Origin of the sequence: Sphingobacterium rhinopitheci, assembly GCF_022627575.1 — a bacterium.
Classification (GTDB): domain Bacteria; phylum Bacteroidota; class Bacteroidia; order Sphingobacteriales; family Sphingobacteriaceae; genus Sphingobacterium; species Sphingobacterium rhinopitheci.
This window is the reverse complement of sequence record NZ_JADEYQ010000003.1, coordinates 228035-245577: the sequence shown is the minus strand read 5'-3', so window position 1 is coordinate 245577 and position 17543 is coordinate 228035. Positions and strand designations below refer to the sequence as shown.

Annotated in this window: 14 protein-coding genes; 12 read left to right on the top strand and 2 right to left on the bottom strand. The window is 36.0% G+C overall.

The window, feature by feature from the left end; all coding sequences use genetic code 11:
- The first annotated feature begins 85 nt into the window (after positions 1-85).
- Together IP023_RS05900 and IP023_RS05895 are read left to right on the top strand one after the other, a co-directional pair.
- A complete protein-coding gene (locus tag IP023_RS05900) occupies positions 86-1408 on the top strand; it encodes a Gfo/Idh/MocA family protein (RefSeq protein WP_241789334.1) in 1323 nt (440 codons plus the stop codon).
- A gap of 4 nt (positions 1409-1412) precedes the next feature.
- Entirely contained in the window at positions 1413-2324 is a 912-nt protein-coding gene (locus IP023_RS05895) for a sugar phosphate isomerase/epimerase family protein (RefSeq protein ID WP_241789333.1), read from the top strand.
- A 266-nt stretch (positions 2325-2590) separates the two neighbouring features.
- Here the strand turns inward: IP023_RS05895 and IP023_RS05890 are convergent, their stop codons facing one another.
- Positions 2591-2911 carry a DUF493 domain-containing protein gene (locus tag IP023_RS05890; protein ID WP_241789332.1) on the bottom strand — a complete coding sequence of 107 codons (321 nt, stop codon included), beginning with the start codon at positions 2909-2911 and terminating at the stop codon, positions 2591-2593.
- A gap of 241 nt (positions 2912-3152) precedes the next feature.
- Between IP023_RS05890 and IP023_RS05885 the strand changes: the two genes are divergently transcribed.
- On the top strand, positions 3153-4139 hold the full coding sequence (locus tag IP023_RS05885; protein WP_241789331.1) for a LacI family DNA-binding transcriptional regulator: 987 nt from the start codon (positions 3153-3155) through the stop codon (positions 4137-4139).
- Between the two features lie 6 nt (positions 4140-4145).
- Here the strand turns inward: IP023_RS05885 and IP023_RS05880 are convergent, their stop codons facing one another.
- The gene (locus tag IP023_RS05880) at positions 4146-4520 is read right to left on the bottom strand and encodes a methionine-R-sulfoxide reductase (RefSeq protein ID WP_241789330.1); all 375 of its coding nucleotides are present in this window, start codon (positions 4518-4520) and stop codon (positions 4146-4148) included.
- Between the two features lie 400 nt (positions 4521-4920).
- On the opposite strand from IP023_RS05880, the gene IP023_RS05875 reads away from it, so the two are divergent.
- From IP023_RS05875 to IP023_RS05835, 9 genes are all read left to right on the top strand, one after another.
- Positions 4921-6198: a cytochrome c3 family protein gene (locus IP023_RS05875; RefSeq protein WP_241789329.1), complete on the top strand. Its 1278-nt coding sequence runs from the start codon at positions 4921-4923 to the stop codon at positions 6196-6198.
- A gap of 38 nt (positions 6199-6236) precedes the next feature.
- Positions 6237-9245, top strand: coding sequence for a TAT-variant-translocated molybdopterin oxidoreductase (locus IP023_RS05870; RefSeq protein ID WP_241789328.1), 3009 nt, complete (start codon positions 6237-6239; stop codon positions 9243-9245).
- Between the two features lie 29 nt (positions 9246-9274).
- A complete protein-coding gene (gene nrfD / locus IP023_RS05865) occupies positions 9275-10756 on the top strand; it encodes an NrfD/PsrC family molybdoenzyme membrane anchor subunit (protein WP_241789327.1) in 1482 nt (493 codons plus the stop codon).
- A gap of 5 nt (positions 10757-10761) precedes the next feature.
- Entirely contained in the window at positions 10762-11298 is a 537-nt protein-coding gene (locus IP023_RS05860; protein ID WP_241789326.1) for a DUF3341 domain-containing protein, read from the top strand.
- Positions 11282-11926 (top strand): c-type cytochrome, encoded by a 645-nt coding sequence (locus IP023_RS05855; RefSeq protein WP_241789501.1) that lies wholly within the window; start codon positions 11282-11284, stop codon positions 11924-11926. The genes IP023_RS05860 and IP023_RS05855 overlap by 17 nt, the downstream gene beginning before the upstream one ends.
- A 19-nt stretch (positions 11927-11945) precedes the next feature.
- The gene (locus IP023_RS05850; protein WP_241789325.1) at positions 11946-13172 is read left to right on the top strand and encodes a quinol:cytochrome C oxidoreductase; all 1227 of its coding nucleotides are present in this window, start codon (positions 11946-11948) and stop codon (positions 13170-13172) included.
- A 35-nt stretch (positions 13173-13207) separates the two neighbouring features.
- Positions 13208-14512, top strand: a complete 1305-nt coding sequence (locus tag IP023_RS05845; protein WP_241789324.1) for a cytochrome c oxidase subunit II — start codon at positions 13208-13210, stop codon at positions 14510-14512.
- 116 nt (positions 14513-14628) lie between these two features.
- The gene (locus tag IP023_RS05840) at positions 14629-16413 is read left to right on the top strand and encodes a cytochrome c oxidase subunit I (protein ID WP_241789500.1); all 1785 of its coding nucleotides are present in this window, start codon (positions 14629-14631) and stop codon (positions 16411-16413) included.
- A gap of 55 nt (positions 16414-16468) precedes the next feature.
- On the top strand, positions 16469-17512 hold the full coding sequence (locus IP023_RS05835; RefSeq protein WP_241789323.1) for a COX15/CtaA family protein: 1044 nt from the start codon (positions 16469-16471) through the stop codon (positions 17510-17512).
- The last annotated feature ends 31 nt before the right edge of the window (positions 17513-17543 follow it).

The following is a 17543-nucleotide window of genomic DNA, read 5'->3' as shown; positions in this document are numbered from 1 at the left end:
TATTAACTATGTCAGAAAAGATACCTTTTCATGTATAGGTGACTTACTTTTTACGTTTATCAATTTATAAATTAAGAAATAAATTATGAGTTTTTCAAGAAGAAAGTTTTTAAAGACAGCAGGAATAACAGCTGCTGCTAGTTTTGTAATTAATGATTTTGTAGGTGCTACTACACCGAATTGGAGATTGAACTCAAAAACATTAAAAGTAGGACTGATTGGTTGTGGTGGACGTGGGACAGCTGCAGCAATGGAAGCTCTAAATGCGGATCCCAACGTTATACTTTATGCAATGGCGGATGCCTTTGCAGATCAATTAAATAATTCCTATGATAGCCTAAGTAAAGCTTATGGAGATAAAGTTCAGGTATCTGATAAGCATAAATTCGTGGGTTTGGATGCTTATAGACAATTATTAGCACTGGATGTCGATGTGGTATTATTAGCTGCGCCTCCAGGATTTCGACCAGCTCATCTAGAAGCATCAGTGAATGCTGGTAAGCATATTTTTTGTGAAAAACCTTTTGCTGTAGATGCACCAGGTTTGCGTAGAGCCATGGCCGCTGCAGATGTAGCTAAGGCAAATGATCTATCCTTAGTGTCTGGATTTTGTTGGCGTTATCATAAACCCAAGAGAGAGACTTTTGATAAAGTAATAAAAGGACAAATTGGTGATGTACTAACTGCTGAAAGTTCATATAATACAGGGGAGTTATGGTATAAAGAAAGACAGCCTAATTGGTCTGACTTTGAGTATCAATTGCGTAATTGGTTATACTACAATTGGCTCTCTGGTGATCATATTATTGAACAAGCTATACACAGCTTGGATATGATGCAATGGGCGCTTGGTGATGAGCTACCTATATCTGCTGTAGCAAGTGGTGGTCGTCAAAAGCGTAAGGATCCTAAGTTTGGTAATGTTTATGACCATTTTTCAGTGGTATATGAATACGGTGATGGTAAAAAGAGTTTCTTCTCCTGTAGACAACAAAATGATACAGCGCCATCTTATGCTGTTGAACTTGTTGGTGACAAGGGACGTTGTATAGTAGACTGTAGAACTGGTGCACACACAATAGTAGGTGAAAAGCCGTGGAGCTATGCTGATGATACTAAGTTTACAAATGAAAATGCATATAAGGAAAATAGCTCTAGAAGTATGTATCAGCAAGAGCACGATGAATTATTTGCAGGTATCCGCAATAATAAACCTAAGCACGATGGAGATTGGATGTTTAAGTCTAATTTAGTCGCTTTAGCAGGGCGAATGGCGGGTTATTCGGGGCAAAAGGTAACCCTTGATGATGCTTTAGCTTCTAACGTAGTATTATTTCCTGAAAATGTTTCATGGGATATGAAATATAGTTTGCCAATTTCGACACCAGGTGTAGATACTAAAATTTAATATTATGGATAGAAAAGGTTTTATAAAATCATCTTCATTATTGTTTGGTAGTGCTATCATGAGTTCATCCGTTAGTGCAATTCCACTTTCAATGGTTTCATCAAATGCTAACAAGCTTAAGATTGGAGTAAGTTACTACATGATTAAAGAAGATTTATCACTTCTTGATAAGCTCAAGTTAGTTAAAGACTTAGGGTTTGATGGTGTTGAATTTAATAGTCCTGTAGACTTTAGTATTGATGAATTGTTAAATGCTAAGAATAAAAGTGGGATTGAAATCCCTAGTTTAGTGAATAAAGATCATTGGTCCAAACCCTTGTCTGATCCTGACTCTGCGGTTAGGAACTTTACAATAGCATCTGTCGCAAAGTCACTGCAGGAGACCAAAGAACTCGGTGGCGATACTGTCCTGGTGGTTCCAGGCGTAGTAAATGAAAAGGTGTCCTACCAGCAGGCTTATAATAATGCACTTGATTCTATGCGTAAACTTATACCTTATGTGGAGCGTACTGGAATTAAGATTGGGATTGAGAATGTGTGGAATAACTTCCTTATTAGTCCGGTAGAAGCAAAAGCTTTTTTAGATGCTATTGACCATCCTTTGATAGGTTGGTATTTTGATATTGGTAATGTTTTACGGTATGGATGGCCTGAGCAATGGATCGAAATATTGGGTAAACATATTTTTAAATTACATGCTAAAGAGTTTAGTCGCGCTAAAATGAATGATCAGGGCCTTTGGAAGGGATTTGATGTCGAGTTATTAGAAGGTGATGTCGATTGGAAATTAGTAATGCAAACGTTACATAATGTGGGGTACAATGGAGGCTGGTTGACCAGTGAATTAGGAGGAGGTGATAGAGCGTATCTCAAAAAAGTGGCAATACAGATGGATAAAATAGTCCAACTATATTAAGGCATTTCTGGCGGTTATGCTGATATTTACAATGGTGTGCTAACATATACTGCTATTGTAGTATTAGCAGATGAGAACCTAAAGAAGGGTGTTTTACAAATAGTGAAGGATCAGTAGTTACGTGTTTTATAACTAGACTCTGACAAAGACTATGAAGGATTTTCAGCTTTGTATCAAGCGATCACTTCTAAAGAAATGTAGGCATAACCAGCGCTTTTTTAATAAAATAGTAAGAGGCAATCTACTCTAGATTGCCTCTTTCTATTTTATAACATGATCACTTTTTCTATAGCAGATACTTTTTTATAGTATTCTACAACATCGTCAGGTGAGTTGACAAATGTCTCAACTGTAAGCGAATTATATTTACCTGTTTTTGAGTCTTTGATGTTTATTTTGGTGCTTGGGTGTTCAAAGAATCCTTCTATATCTTTTTTATTTTTCTCTGATGCAGGGACAATAAATTTGAAAGTATATAATGTAGGGAATTGCTCTGTGTCGGCTAATCTTTCTTTAAAATTAGTATAGAAGTCAGTGTTGTCATTATCATTAACATCTTGAATGTTGATGTTTTTAAAGTCTTTCATTGTATATCCTTTCTTAGTATAATGTTGGTTTTAATCAATAAGTGTGCCTAAGTCATTTTGGCAGTTTCTTGTTTTGTTACGTTTAATATTTTTCTGTTTTTGGCACCTAGTATATTTACTATAGTATCGAATATTTATCATCATTTTATTACAAAAATAAAATGATTATTTAATCCTTTTCACGATGTCAACTTTTTTTTGTTAGTTTAGATTTTATCTAATGGTTATTACCTGAAATTTAATGAAGAAAAGGTTGTCAATAAGTGATATCGCGAAAAATCTAGGAATCTCCGTCACTACAGTATCTTTTATTTTGAATGATAAGTCAAAAGAGAAACGAATTAGTGATGCGATGACTAGTCGTGTTTTAGATTACGTAAAAAAAGTTGGTTATAAGCCTAATCAGTTAGCGAAAAGTCTTAGAACTGGTAAGTCAAAAACTATTGGTTTATTGGTTGAGGATATTTCTAATGCTTTCTTTTCCTCTATAGCTGATCAAATTGAAAAACTCGCTTACAATTCGGGGTATCACGTTGTATATTGTAGTATGAATAACGATGAGGGACGCGCAAAGGAGCTTATTCAATTGTTTTATGATCGACAAATAGATGGTTTTATAATAGCACCTACAGAAGGATTAAAAGATGTTATTCAAAATTTATTGAAGAATAATGTCCCTATTGTTTTATTTGATCGTACAATTGAAGATTTGGAAACCAATTATGTGATCTCTGAAAATATCGAAGGTACATTTTTAGGGACGCAGTCTCTTTTTATGGATTGTGATGCTACTAAGGTTGGTTTTGTAACTATAAATTCAAACCAAAACCAAATGAAAGGTCGTCTAGAGGGATATATGAGAGCTGTTGATGAAGCAGGTAAGGATTTTTCTATCAAAAAGATAAACCGTGCTTTGGATGAAGACTCTATTGTGGAAGAGATTCGCGATTTTATATTGGATAATAAATTGGACGCCGTTTTATTTTCAACTAATTACCTCGCTGTTTCCGGTTTGAGAGCTATTAAAAAGTTCAATCTACCGATTAGAAATATCGTTTCTTTTGATGACAATGCCGTATTTTCATTAGTAGATCCTCCGATAAGTTCTATAGCACAAAATGTAAAAAGAATATCGGAGGAAATAGTTTCAATTTTGGTCACTGAAATCAATGGTAAAAGCAAAGGATTTCAACAAGTGGTAATACCGTGTGAATTTATTAAAAGATAAATATTACTATTCTTCTATAGCTTTAAATTTCATAGATATGGAGTTTACACAATGACGGATATTTTTGGCGGTGAATCTTTCACCTTCAAAAACGTGTCCTAAATGTCCGTCACATTGCGCACACAAGATTTCGATACGCCTACCATCTGCATCAATTAGTTTGCGAATTGCATTTGGTATCTCGTCATCAAAACTAGGCCATCCACAGTGTGATTCAAATTTATCATCTGAATTGTACAATGGGGCGTCACATTGTTTACAGATATATATACCTTTTCTCTTATTGTTTAACAAGCTTCCTGAGAACGGAGGTTCTGTCCCTTTGTGTAGTATTACATACTGCTCTTCTGCTGTTAATTGATTGAATTTATTGTTGTTCATACGTTGATTTTTGCTGTCGGATACTATTTATGCTAACAAGATAATGTAAGTCATTAAAAACATAAAGATATATATAACTGTTTATAGTTAAATTGAAAATATATCGATAACTTTTTTTCGGTAAAATGATGGCAATTATAATTTAAAGAATGTAAAGTTATTTTAGGAATCTTTTCGCTGGATGAATTTGCTTAATCCCCATGCTTAATTGGCTATAGGGTGTAAAAAAGGATAAAATGATATTATTTAGAATGGTTTTAAATTAATATTTTGCGTCATTAAATTGTCAGGGATTGCTTATAAAGTCATACTTTTGTGCATTGTTTAATGACGGTATAGTCACTAAATAGTAGTTAAAGTAATTTTTATATTCAATAATAAATAGTATAAAGTGCTAAATATGAGAAATATCTCATCCGTATTGGGAAGACTTGCGAAATCAATATCAATAAGCTTGGTATTGTTATTTGCCGTTACGATGACATCAAATGCGCAGGATGCGAAAGAAGGGGCTGCGTTATTTAAATCGAACTGTAGTTCTTGTCACAAGATTGACAAGAAGATGACGGGACCGGCTTTGGCTGGAATGTCAGAACGTCATTCGGAAGAATGGTTAGTTAAGTGGATTAAGAACTCGGGTGCATTAATTGCTGCTGGTGATGAAACTGCTATTAGGGTTTTTGAAGAGTATAATAAAGTAGCTATGCCTGCTTTTACTCAGTTTTCAGATGACCAAATAAAAAGTATCATTACTTATGTAAAAGATGAGGAAGCTAAAGCTGCTGCTGCTCCTGCTGCTGGTGCTGCAGGCGGTGCTGAGAAATCTGAAGCTAATAGCTTTATGATTATCGGTATGGCTGCGATCTTGATCTTGGCGATTGGTGTTATCTTTATCTTAAGTCGTATTACGAAGACGTTGGAAAAAGTGATTGCGAATAATCAGGCTGCTATCGATGCTGCTCAGGTTCGTAATGAAGCTTATGAAGAGTCGGGTAAGGTTAAATTTGCTCAAAAATTCCTTAAAAACAAAAAGTTGGTAGGTTTTACAGCTTTAATGGTTGTGGCTTTCTTGGCTGTTTTGGGTTGGAATACAATGTGGCATGTGGGTGTACATCAAGGTTATCAGCCGGTGCAGCCAATTAAATTCTCGCATCAAGTTCATGCTGGGGTGAATCAAATTGAATGTCAGTATTGTCATGGTGGCGCATTTAAATCTAAAAATGCATCTATTCCTTCTGCGAATGTGTGTATGAATTGTCACAATACAATCACTGCATCTGATCATTATGATGGCGAAACATCTCCAGAGTTGTTGAAATTGTATCGTGCAGTTGACTGGGATCCAGATACACGTACTTATGGTGATAATCAGCGTCCAATTCAATGGATTAGAATTCACAACTTGCCTGATTTTGCGTATTTCAATCACTCTCAACACGTTTCTGTGTCGGGTATTGAATGTCAAACTTGTCACGGTCCAGTGGAAACTATGGAAGAAGTTTATCAGTATTCACCATTAACAATGAAGTGGTGTATTGAGTGTCACCAGACTAGAGAGGTTAACACGGATAATAAATATTATGACAAGTTGATCGAAGCTCACGAGAAGTTGAAAAAGGGAGAGAAGTTGACAGCTGCGATGATCGGTGGATTAGAGTGTGGTAAATGTCACTATTAATAAATAATTAGGAAAACGCAATCTTATATACAGCTTAAATGGATAGCAATAAAAAATATTGGAAAGGCTTAGAAGAGTTGAATCAAACCCCTGCTTTTGTAGAAAAAAGTAAAGGTGAGTTTGCTGAGTCTGTTCCTGTAGAAGATGTATTAAATGAAGCAGGTTTAAGTACAAGAACACCTCGTCGTGATTTCTTAAAAGCTTTAGGTTTTGGTTTGGGAGCTGTTACGTTAGCAGCTTGTAATCGTACACCGGTTCACAAAGCTATGCCTTATGTGATTAAGCCAGAGGAAATTACTCCAGGTATTCCTAACTTTTATGCTTCATCATTCAAAGGACAAAGTATTTTAGTAAGAACACGTGAAGGTCGCCCTATCTCGGTAGAGCCTAACCCTAATAGTGTTGGATTAAATCAAGGTATAGATGCAGTAGCAGTTACTTCTGTATTGGATTTATACGATATGTCCAAATTACAAAATCCTCAAATTGGAGGGAAGGATGTACAATGGTCGAAATTAGATAATACTGTAATTGGTGCTTTAGATAAAGCAGCAGCAGCAGGAAAACAAATCACTATTGTTTCTACAACTGTAAATTCTCCGTCAACTTTAGCATCTATAGCTAGATTTGCGGCGAAATATCCTGCCACAAATCATGTGCAAGTAGACCCTATCTCTTATAGCGGTCTTATTGAAGCAAACAAAAATAGCTTTGGTAAAGCTGTGGTGCCTACATACAACTTCGAAAATGCACAAGTTGTAGTTTCGGTAGCGGCTGACTTCTTAGGATCATGGTTAGAAGGTGAGGAGCAAACACAAGATTATACTAAAAATCGTGACTATAAATCATTGAAAGGTGGTAAAATGTCACGTCATATTCAGTTTGAATCTGGTTTATCTTTAACTGGAGCTAATGCCGATGTACGTATCGCAATCAGACCATCTGAAGAAGGTGCTGTTTTAATTTCATTATACAATGCAATTACAGGACAATCTATCGCTGGCGGAACGATAAATGCAAAAGCAAAAACTGCTATCGCTTTAGTTGCTAAGGAATTAGTAAATGCTAAAGGTGCTGCAGTAGTAGTAGCAGGTGCTAATGATGTATATATTCAATCTTTAGTAAATGCAATCAATACACAATTGGGTGCGTATGGTGCTATTATTGACTTAGATAATTACTCTAAACAATACCAAGGTTCTGATGTTGCATTCCAAAAATTCTTAACTGACGCTAAAGCGGGTCAAGTTGGTGTTGCTTTCTTCTTAAATAGTAACCCTGCATACAACTACTTTAAAGCAGAGGATGTTAAAGCGGCTATTGCGAAAATAGATTTTACAGTATCTTTATCTGATCGTGATGATGAAACTGCTATTTTGACGAAAGCTATCGCTCCAGTACCTACATACTTAGAATCTTGGGGTGACGGATCTTCTAAAGAGGGTTTGGTTACAATCGTACAACCTACGATTAATCCAGTTTTTGATACTAGACAACCCGAAAAATCTTTCTTAGTATGGTCTGGTGACAGTGCAACAGATATCTATGATTTCGTTAAGGAAAATTGGGAAGCTAATATCTTAGCTGGTACAGGAAAAACTTGGAAAGATGTTTTACAAACAGGTTATATCTATAAAGGATCAAATACAGGTTCTGCATACAGCGCTAATGTAGATGTTAATGCAGTAGCTGCAGCAATCGTAAATGATGCTAAAAAAGTAACTGCTGATGTAGAATTGAAATTATACGAGTCTACTGTAATGCGTGATGGTCGTTATGCAAATAACGCTTATTTACAAGAATTGCCTGATCCTGTTTCTAAAGTAACTTGGGATAACTACGCTGCAATCAACCCTATATTTGCAGAGCAATTAGGTTTAGGTGAAAATAGTAAAGTTAAAATTGAAGCTAACGGTTACGCGATCGAATTACCAGTGTTATTACAACCAGGTCAAACGATGGGTACAGTTTCTGTAGCTTTGGGTTATGGTCGTACGAATGTAGGTAAAGCTGGTAATAATGTTGGCCAAAATGCTTACCCTTTCCTTACGCTAGTAAATGGTACTTTACAATTTGCTTCTAAAGCTACTGTTTCTAAGTTGTCTGAAACTTACGAATTAGCACAAACACAAACACACAATACTATCGAAGGTCGTAACATCATCCGTGAGACTACTTTCGCTAAATACTTAAAAGATCCTAACTCAGAGTCTGGCCGTTTTGCGGACTCACACAAAACGTATGATCTTTGGAACAAGTTTGATCAGCCAGGTCACAAATGGGTTATGGCAATTGATTTGAACGCTTGTACTGGTTGTGGTTCTTGTATTGTTGCTTGTAATGTTGAGAATAATATCCCTGTAGTTGGCCGTGACGAGGTTCGTCGTCGTCGTGAGATGCACTGGTTGCGTATCGATAGATACTATACGATCATCGAAGATGGTAAAGACTACACCAAAGAGAAAGAAATCAAGCATTTGAAGGATTTCGAAGATGTAACTGTTGTTAATCAACCTATGTTGTGTCAACACTGTGATCATGCTCCTTGTGAGACTGTATGTCCAGTATTAGCAACTGTTCACTCTTCAGAAGGTCTAAATCATATGGCTTACAACCGTTGTTTCGGTACTCGTTACTGTGCAAACAACTGTCCATATAAAGTACGTCGTTTCAACTGGTTTAACTACTGGAATGATTCACGTTTTGATAACTACTTGAATAATGAGTTTACACATTTATTGTTGAACCCTGATGTTACATCACGTTCTCGTGGGGTAATGGAAAAATGTTCTATGTGTATTCAACGTATTCAAGCTGGTAAGCTGAAAGCGAAAATGGAAGATCGCAAGTTGAAAGATGGTGATGTGCAAATGGCATGTCAAGCTGCTTGTTCTGCTAATGCTATCATTTTCGGTGATGCTAATGATCCTGAATCAGAAGTGTCTAAAGCTATCCGCAATGAACGTGTATACTATGTGTTAGAAGAAATCAACGTTCAGCCGAACATTGGTTACATGACTAAGGTTAGAAACACATTTGAAGCATAATTTTATTCTATATCTGAAATAAAACAACTATGTCATCGCATAACGAATCAATATTAAGAGAACCATTAATGACCGGTAAGGACATTACGTATGCAAAAATTACGGATGATATCTTACTACCGGTTGAGAATAAACCAAACAAAGCTTGGTGGATTGGATTTATCGTAGCTTTGTGTGGAGCTATGTTATGGGTTGTGAGTGTTGGATACACGTTCTGGACGGGTATCGGCGCTTGGGGTCTAAATAAAACTGTAGGTTGGGCTTGGGATATCACCGACTTTGTATGGTGGGTAGGTATCGGTCACGCCGGAACGCTAATCTCAGCTGTATTATTACTTTTCCGCCAAAACTGGCGTAACTCCATCAACCGTTCGGCTGAGGCGATGACTATCTTCGCCGTAATTTGTGCCGCTACATACGTTGTAGCTCACATGGGTCGTCCTTGGTTAGCATATTGGATTTTCCCTCTTCCAAATCAATTTGGATCTTTATGGGTAAACTTCAATTCACCATTAGTATGGGATGCATTCGCGATCTCTACCTATTTCACGGTATCATTAGTATTCTGGTACTGTGGTTTATTACCAGATATCGCTTCTGTACGTGACCGTGCTACTGGTTTAAAACAAAAAATCTATGGCGTCCTTTCTTTTGGATGGTCAGGGTCAGTAAAAACTTGGCAACGTTTTGAGATTGTATCTTTAATCTTAGCGGGTATTTCTACACCTCTTGTACTTTCAGTACACACTATCGTATCTATGGACTTTGCTACTTCAGTAATCCCTGGATGGCATACAACAATCTTCCCTCCGTACTTCGTGGCGGGTGCGATTTTCTCTGGATTTGCGATGGTACAAACATTATTGTTAATTCTTCGTAAAGTATTGAACTTTGAGAATTATATCACGATGTTCCACATTGAGTCAATGAATAAAATCATTATGACTACAGGTTCTATCGTTGGTATTGCTTACTTAACTGAGTTATTTATCGCTTGGTACTCGGGTTCTGAATATGAAATGTACGCTTTCGAAAACCGTATTGCTGGTCCTTATGCTTGGGCATATTGGGCGATGATGACATGTAACGTTATCTCACCACAGTTATTCTGGTTCAAAAAGATTAGAACAAGTATTACGATCTCTTGGGTATTATCTATTGTAGTTAACATTGGTATGTGGTTCGAACGTTTCGTAATTATCGTTACTTCACTACACCGTGACTACTTACCTTCATCATGGGCAATGTTCTATCCTACTTGGGTAGATGTAGGTATCTTTGTAGGGTCTATTGGTTTGTTCTTTACCTTGTTCTTATTGTTTATTCGTTTCTTACCAAGTATAGCTATTGCGGAGGTTAAATTATTATTAAAATCTTCTAGCTTACAACACAAAACTAAATTGGTTCAAGAAGGAGCATTCCCTGAAGATCAGGTAGAATACTTTAGAAAATCATTAGAAAAGTACGATTCAGTATCAGAAGAGGATATTAAAGCATTACATAAAAAATAATAGCAATGGGTAACACAAAATATATACTAGGTAGTTTTGCTGATCCTGATGATTTAATGCATGGGATTGATAAATTACAAGCAAATAACGTCAGCATTTATGATTGTTATACTCCGATGCCTATTCACGGTATTGAAGCCAAGTTAGGAGTACAGCCGTCTCGTTTACCTATTGCAGCATTTTGTTTTGGTGCTTTGGGTACATTATTAGGATTTAGTCTATTGTTTTACACAATGGCTTATGACTGGCCGATGAATGTCGGTGGTAAACCTTCTTTTGGTCTACCGAACTTTGTTCCAGTTACATTCGAGGTTACAATTTTATTATGTGCTTTGGGTATGGTAGCAACTTTCTTTTATCGTAATCACTTATTTCCTGGTCGCGCACCTCGCGTGATGGATTTGAGAGCTTCAGATGATAGATTCATTATTGCTATCGATGCTAAAGAGAATACTGATCACGCCTTTATTGATAGTTTATTAACAGAGGCAGGTGCAGTAGAAGTTAAATACAATGAAAGAAAATATGTTAGTTATGAATAAGAAGAATTTTCTTAGCGCTGTATGTATAGCTGTATCTTTCGCAGCAGTGACTACTGCTTGTGGCGATGGCAAAACACGTAGTACAGGATTAGAATTTTCTCCTAATATGTACGATGCGATAGCTTACAACCCGGATCAGCCGAATAATAATTTTAAAAATGGTTCAACTGCTCAAACTCCGCCAGCTAATACTACGCCGGTAGGTTTTGATAAGTTTGGAGCTGATTATGCTAATACTCCAGCAGATTATGAAAGAGCAGGAGCTGAATTAGTGAATCCTTTACCAGTAACAAAAGAAAACTTAGCAAAAGGCGAGCATTTATATCTTGTAAATTGTGCAGTTTGTCACGGTAAAGACGGTAAAGGTGATGGTTCAATTACCAAAGATCGTGAAGTAACAGATTCTAGAGGTACTCGTAAATTAGAGAACTTCCCAAATCCTCCCGCTTACTTACGTTCAGTAGCTGCCAACTCTTCTAGAGGCGGTGCTATGGCGGACTTATCTGCAGGAAAGATTTATCATACTATTTTCTACGGTTTAAACACTATGGGATCACACGCATCGCAATTAAATAATGATGAGCGTTGGGAAGTAGTAATGTATGTACAAGAATTACAAAAGAAATAATCTAACATCAATTTAATAAATGGGAACTCACAATCATCATCACGATTATAATTTTAGCGAACGCTATAACTTTGCTGGTACAGCAAAGATTGTTAGCTTGCTTGCTATTGTAGCCGGAGTTGCAGTCATAGCTTATGGCCTTATGACGGGAGAAACAATGCGCACATTTGCCAATCTATTATTGATGGGATATTATTTCACTTGTGTGTGTGCTGCTGGAGCTTTCTTCGTTGGACTTCAAATGGTAACGCAATCGGGCTGGTCTGCAGGTTTAATACGCATTCCACAGGCAATGGCTACTGTATTGCCTATTGCTTCTATTATATTATTAATAATAGCAGCTGGAGGTATTTACTCGCATACTTTATATCATCACTGGACAAATCCAGAATTATTTGACCCTAATAGTCCTCATTATGATAAACTAATAGCGGGCAAAGAAGCTTTCTTGAATATTCCTGGTTTTTTTATTCGCCAGATATTATTTATGGGTAGCTATAGCATCTTCGCTTTTATCCTAACTAAATTATCTTACAAAGAAGATTTAGAAGGTGGTTTAAATTCATACAAAAAAAGTTTTAAATTATCGGCTATATTTTTAGTAGTCTTTGGTTTCACTACGCCAATATGGTCTTTTGATACCATTATGTCTTTAGAAGCTCACTGGTTTTCTACAATGTTTGGCTGGTACAACTTCGCAGCAATGTGGGTTAGTGGTATAGCTGTAATCGTTGTAATGGTAGTTTTACTGAAGAAAGCAGGTTACATGGCATGGGTTAATGAAAATCATTTACATGACTTAGGTAAGTTGATGTTTGGTTTTTCAATCTTCTGGACTTACGTTTGGTTTGCTCAGTTTATGTTGATTTGGTATTCAAATATCCCTGAAGAAACTGTTTATTTCTATAAACGTTGGGAACCAGAATATAAACCTTGGTTTTGGTTAAGTATTATTATTAACTTTGTATCTCCGTTGCTATTATTAGTAGATAGAGATGCAAAACGTAAGCAAAACGTAATGTTGTTCGTAGCGATATTATTGTTATGTGGTCACTGGTTAGATTATTACATCATGATTATGCCAGGTACTGTCGAAACGAATAGAGGTTTTGGTATTATTGAAATAGGAACTGCAATAGGCTTTGCTGGTTTATTTACTTTCCTTGTTTTAAATAATCTATCTAAGCATGCTTTAGCGCCAAAGAATCATCCTTTCTTAGATGAAAGCTTGCATCACCAGATTTAAGAAATATAGGTTACGTTCAAACGTTTTTATAAGAAATGAATTTAAAATTAAATAACAGGTTTAAATCCATAGCGGGTTTACTACTCTTAGTCAGTTTGTTTTTTGCTATGCCTTCAATGGCGGCACAAAGTGATTCTACAGTAGTAGATACTACAGTCGCAGTTGTTACAACTGCTGCTGTAGATTCTTCGGCTGTAGTTTCTGATACAGCTGCTAGCGCGACAATAGCTGACGCAGCAACTACTGTAACTACTGATACAGCTAAAGTTGAGGAAGTTAGTACTATTGATCCTCAGGTTTACAAAAACTTCTTTTACTATGTATTGTTGTTTTTGGTAATCTGTACAGTTATTGCTGTAATTGGAAAAATACATTCAGTATACGTTTTAACGCGTAAAATGAATGGTAAATACAATGTATTATCTAATAATAACTGGCAGGCTATATTATTATTAGTTTTCTTAGTTGTATTCCTTGCAGGTGTATATTACTCATATGCTGTATGGGGTGCATGGGCTTGGTCTGAGGCAGCAACTGAACATGGTAAAGATATCGATACTATGTTTATTATTACGTTGATTATTACTACGGCAGTATTAATACTTACACACATCGTATTATTAGTATTTACGTATATCTACCGTGCTAAAGCTAAAAGTCAAGCGTATTACTATCCACACAATGACGCTATCGAGCGTATTTGGACGATCGTTCCTGCTATTGTATTAACAGTCTTAGTATTATTCGGTTTCTTTACTTGGAGATCTATTACTAATGTACCTGAAGAGTTACAGAAATCTGCTATTCAGATAGAAGTAATGGGAGAACAATTTGCATGGCATGTAAGATATCCTGGTGTTGACGGCGTATTAGGTAAACGTAATTATAAATTAACTACGCCTACAAACCCTAATGGAATAGATTTCTCAGATAAATATTCTTGGGATGATTTACAAGGTGAATTTATTGTTATCCCTGTAAATAAATCTGTACGTTTTCATATTATTTCAAAGGATATTATCCACTCATTTTACATTCCTGATTTCCGTGTACAAATAAATGCGGTACCGGGGATGACGAATTACTTCCAATTTACGCCGACTATCACAACCGAAGAGATGCGTGATCGCTTAAATGATCCTAATTTTGATTTTATAATGTTATGTAATAAAATCTGTGGTAGTGGTCACTGGAATATGGGTAAAAAAGTTGTTGTAGTTACAGAAGCTGAATATTTAGAATGGTTAACTACCCAAAATAAATATTTTACAGAGGATTTGCAAAAGGAATTTGCGACCAAAGATAAAGTAGAAGCTCCTAAAACAGCTTCATTAAATTAATTGTAGAAAGAATTTTATAATAAAATATGTCAAGTACAGTTATATCTCACGACGCAAGTCATCATGACGCACATGGTCACCACCATGAGACGTTCCTATCTAAATATGTATTTAGTATGGATCACAAGATGATTGCGAAGCAATTCTTGATCACTGGTATCATAATGGCAGTATTTGCCATGCTATTGTCTTTATTGTTCCGTATCCAATTAGCTTGGCCGGATACAGATTTTCCAATTTTAGAAGTTTTCTTAGGTAAATGGGCTGAAGGTGGTCGTATTAAACCGGAGTTCTTTTTGTCTTTAGTTACTATTCATGGTACCATGATGGTATTCTTCGTCTTAACAGCGGGTTTATCAGGTACTTTTAGTAATTTACTTATACCATACCAAATTGGTGCGCGTGATATGGCATCTCCAATGATGAATATGTTATCATACTGGTTCTTCTTTGTAGCATGTGTTATCATGATTGCATCTTTCTTTATTGAAAGTGGACCTGCATCTGCTGGTTGGACTATTTATCCTCCATTGTCTGCTGTACCTACAGCGATCTCAGGATCAGGATTAGGTATGACATTATGGTTGATTAGTATGACTTTGTTTATCGCTTCTCAGGTAATGGGTGGTGTAAACTACATCAGTACTATTTTGAATATGCGTACTAAAGGTATGGACTTATGGAAAATGCCTTTGACTATCTGGGCGTTTTTCTTAACTGCTATTGTAGGTTTATTATCTTTCCCAGTATTAGTTTCAGCAGTTGTGTTATTGATCTTTGATCGTTCGGCTGGTACTTCTTTCTATTTGTCAGATTTAGTAATTCAAGGTCAGATCTTACCTAATGAAGGTGGTTCTCCAATCTTGTTCCAACACTTATTCTGGTTCTTAGGTCACCCTGAGGTATATATCGTAGTAATGCCTGCTTTAGGTTTAACTTCTGAGGTTATTGCTACAAACTCACGTAAACCTATCTTTGGATACCATGCAATGGTTTACTCTTTAGTAGGTATTACCGTATTATCATTTATTGTATGGGGTCACCATATGTTTGTAACGGGTATGAATCCTTTCTTGGGAGGTGTATTTATGATTACAACATTGATTATTGCGGTTCCTTCAGCAGTAAAATCATTCAACTATATCGCAACATTATGGAGAGGTAACATTCGTTTCACTCCAGCTATGATGTTTGCAATCGGTATGGTATCATTCTTTATCTCTGGTGGTGTTACTGGTTTATTCTTAGGTAATGCAGCTTTAGATATCAACTTACACGATACGTATTTCGTTGTAGCTCACTTTCACTTAGTAATGGGTTCTGCATCTATATTTGGTATGCTATGTGGTGTTTATCACTGGTATCCAAAAATGTTTGGACGTATGATGAATGATAAGTTAGGCTACTTCCATTTCTGGTTGACTTTCATCGGTGCATATTTAGTGTTTTTCCCAATGCACTTTATGGGTGTAGATGGTGTACCTCGTCGTTACTATGCATTTACAGCTTTCCCTTTCATGGAGAAATGGGTTTCTGTTAATATCTTAGTTACTTGGGCTGCTATCGTTGCTGGTTTAGGACAAATAGCATTCTTGATTAACTTCTTTGGATCTATTTTCTACGGTAAAAAAGCTACACAAAATCCTTGGGGTTCTAACACTTTAGAGTGGACTACTCCGGTAGAGCATATTCATGGTAACTGGCCAGGAGAAATTCCTACAGTATACCGTTGGCCGTATGATTACAGTAAGCCAGGACATGATGCTGATTTTATTCTTCAAACAACACCATTTTCAGAAACGATGAGTTCTAATTTTATTCATGATTTTGAAGGGAATGAGGAAGCAGTTCGTATTCAAGAACAATGGAATAAAGAAAATAATAGAGTAGTAGAAGGGTAGGTTAATTCCTACTTTTCTTCTATTTTGATTTTGAATTAGGGAAGAAAGTATTACTATGTATCCAGCAGCAGAAAAACGTTTTATAAAAATAAATAGATTTACTATTATCTTTTTGTTTCTCGTTATTATTGCTGGTGGTGTGGTAAGAAGTACGGGTTCCGGAATGGGCTGTCCTGATTGGCCAAAATGTTTTAATAGAATAATACCTCCAACAAATATTACGCAATTGCCTGAAGGCTATGAGCAGCAATATATCGATGGTAGAGAAAAGAAGAATCAACGTTTTGCGAATATTGTTGAGTTCTTTGGTTCTAAAGAAACAGCCGATAAGATAAGACATGATAAATCTATTTTGGTGCACGAGGAGTTTAATGCTGCAAAAACTTGGACCGAATATATTAATCGTTTAGTTGGAGTCGTTGTAGGTTTCGCTCTTCTTTTTTCCGCAATTTTTGCTTTTACCTATAGCAAATCAAAACCATCCATATTCGTATGGAGCGTTCTTAATGTTATTTTTGTAGTATTGCAAGCTTGGTTAGGTTCGATAGTCGTATCTACAAATTTGATGCCTTGGATTATTACGGTACATATGTTATTAGCGTTACTTATAGTAGCTGTTAGTATTTATACGTTTTATAGTGCTACTACATTGCGCAATAAGAATATTTTAGTAAGTTCTTCTTCCAGTGTTTTAAAGCCTTTAGCATTTTTCTCTTTAGTTTTGACCATTATACAGGTTGTATACGGTACGGAAATTAGAGAAATTATAGATCATCTTAATGCTGAAGGAATAGATAGAGCGAACTGGATTAATTCAATAGGTATTGATTATGATATACATCGTATATTAGGTTATGTTATCTTGGCAATTACAGTTTTATTTTTCTTTTTAGTGAAAAATAGGTTTGCTAAGCATACATTACAATCTACTTATAGTGGTATTTTATTATTACTAGTAGTTATACAGATGTTATCAGGTATTGTATTGGTACGTTTTGATGTACCACCATTTGCACAAACTACACACTTAGTATTGGCTAGTTTGTTTTTCGGAACACAGTTTTATTTATTACTGTTGATGAATAAATTAAAGAGATAATTGTAAGTCTACAAGATGGGGATTAGAGCAG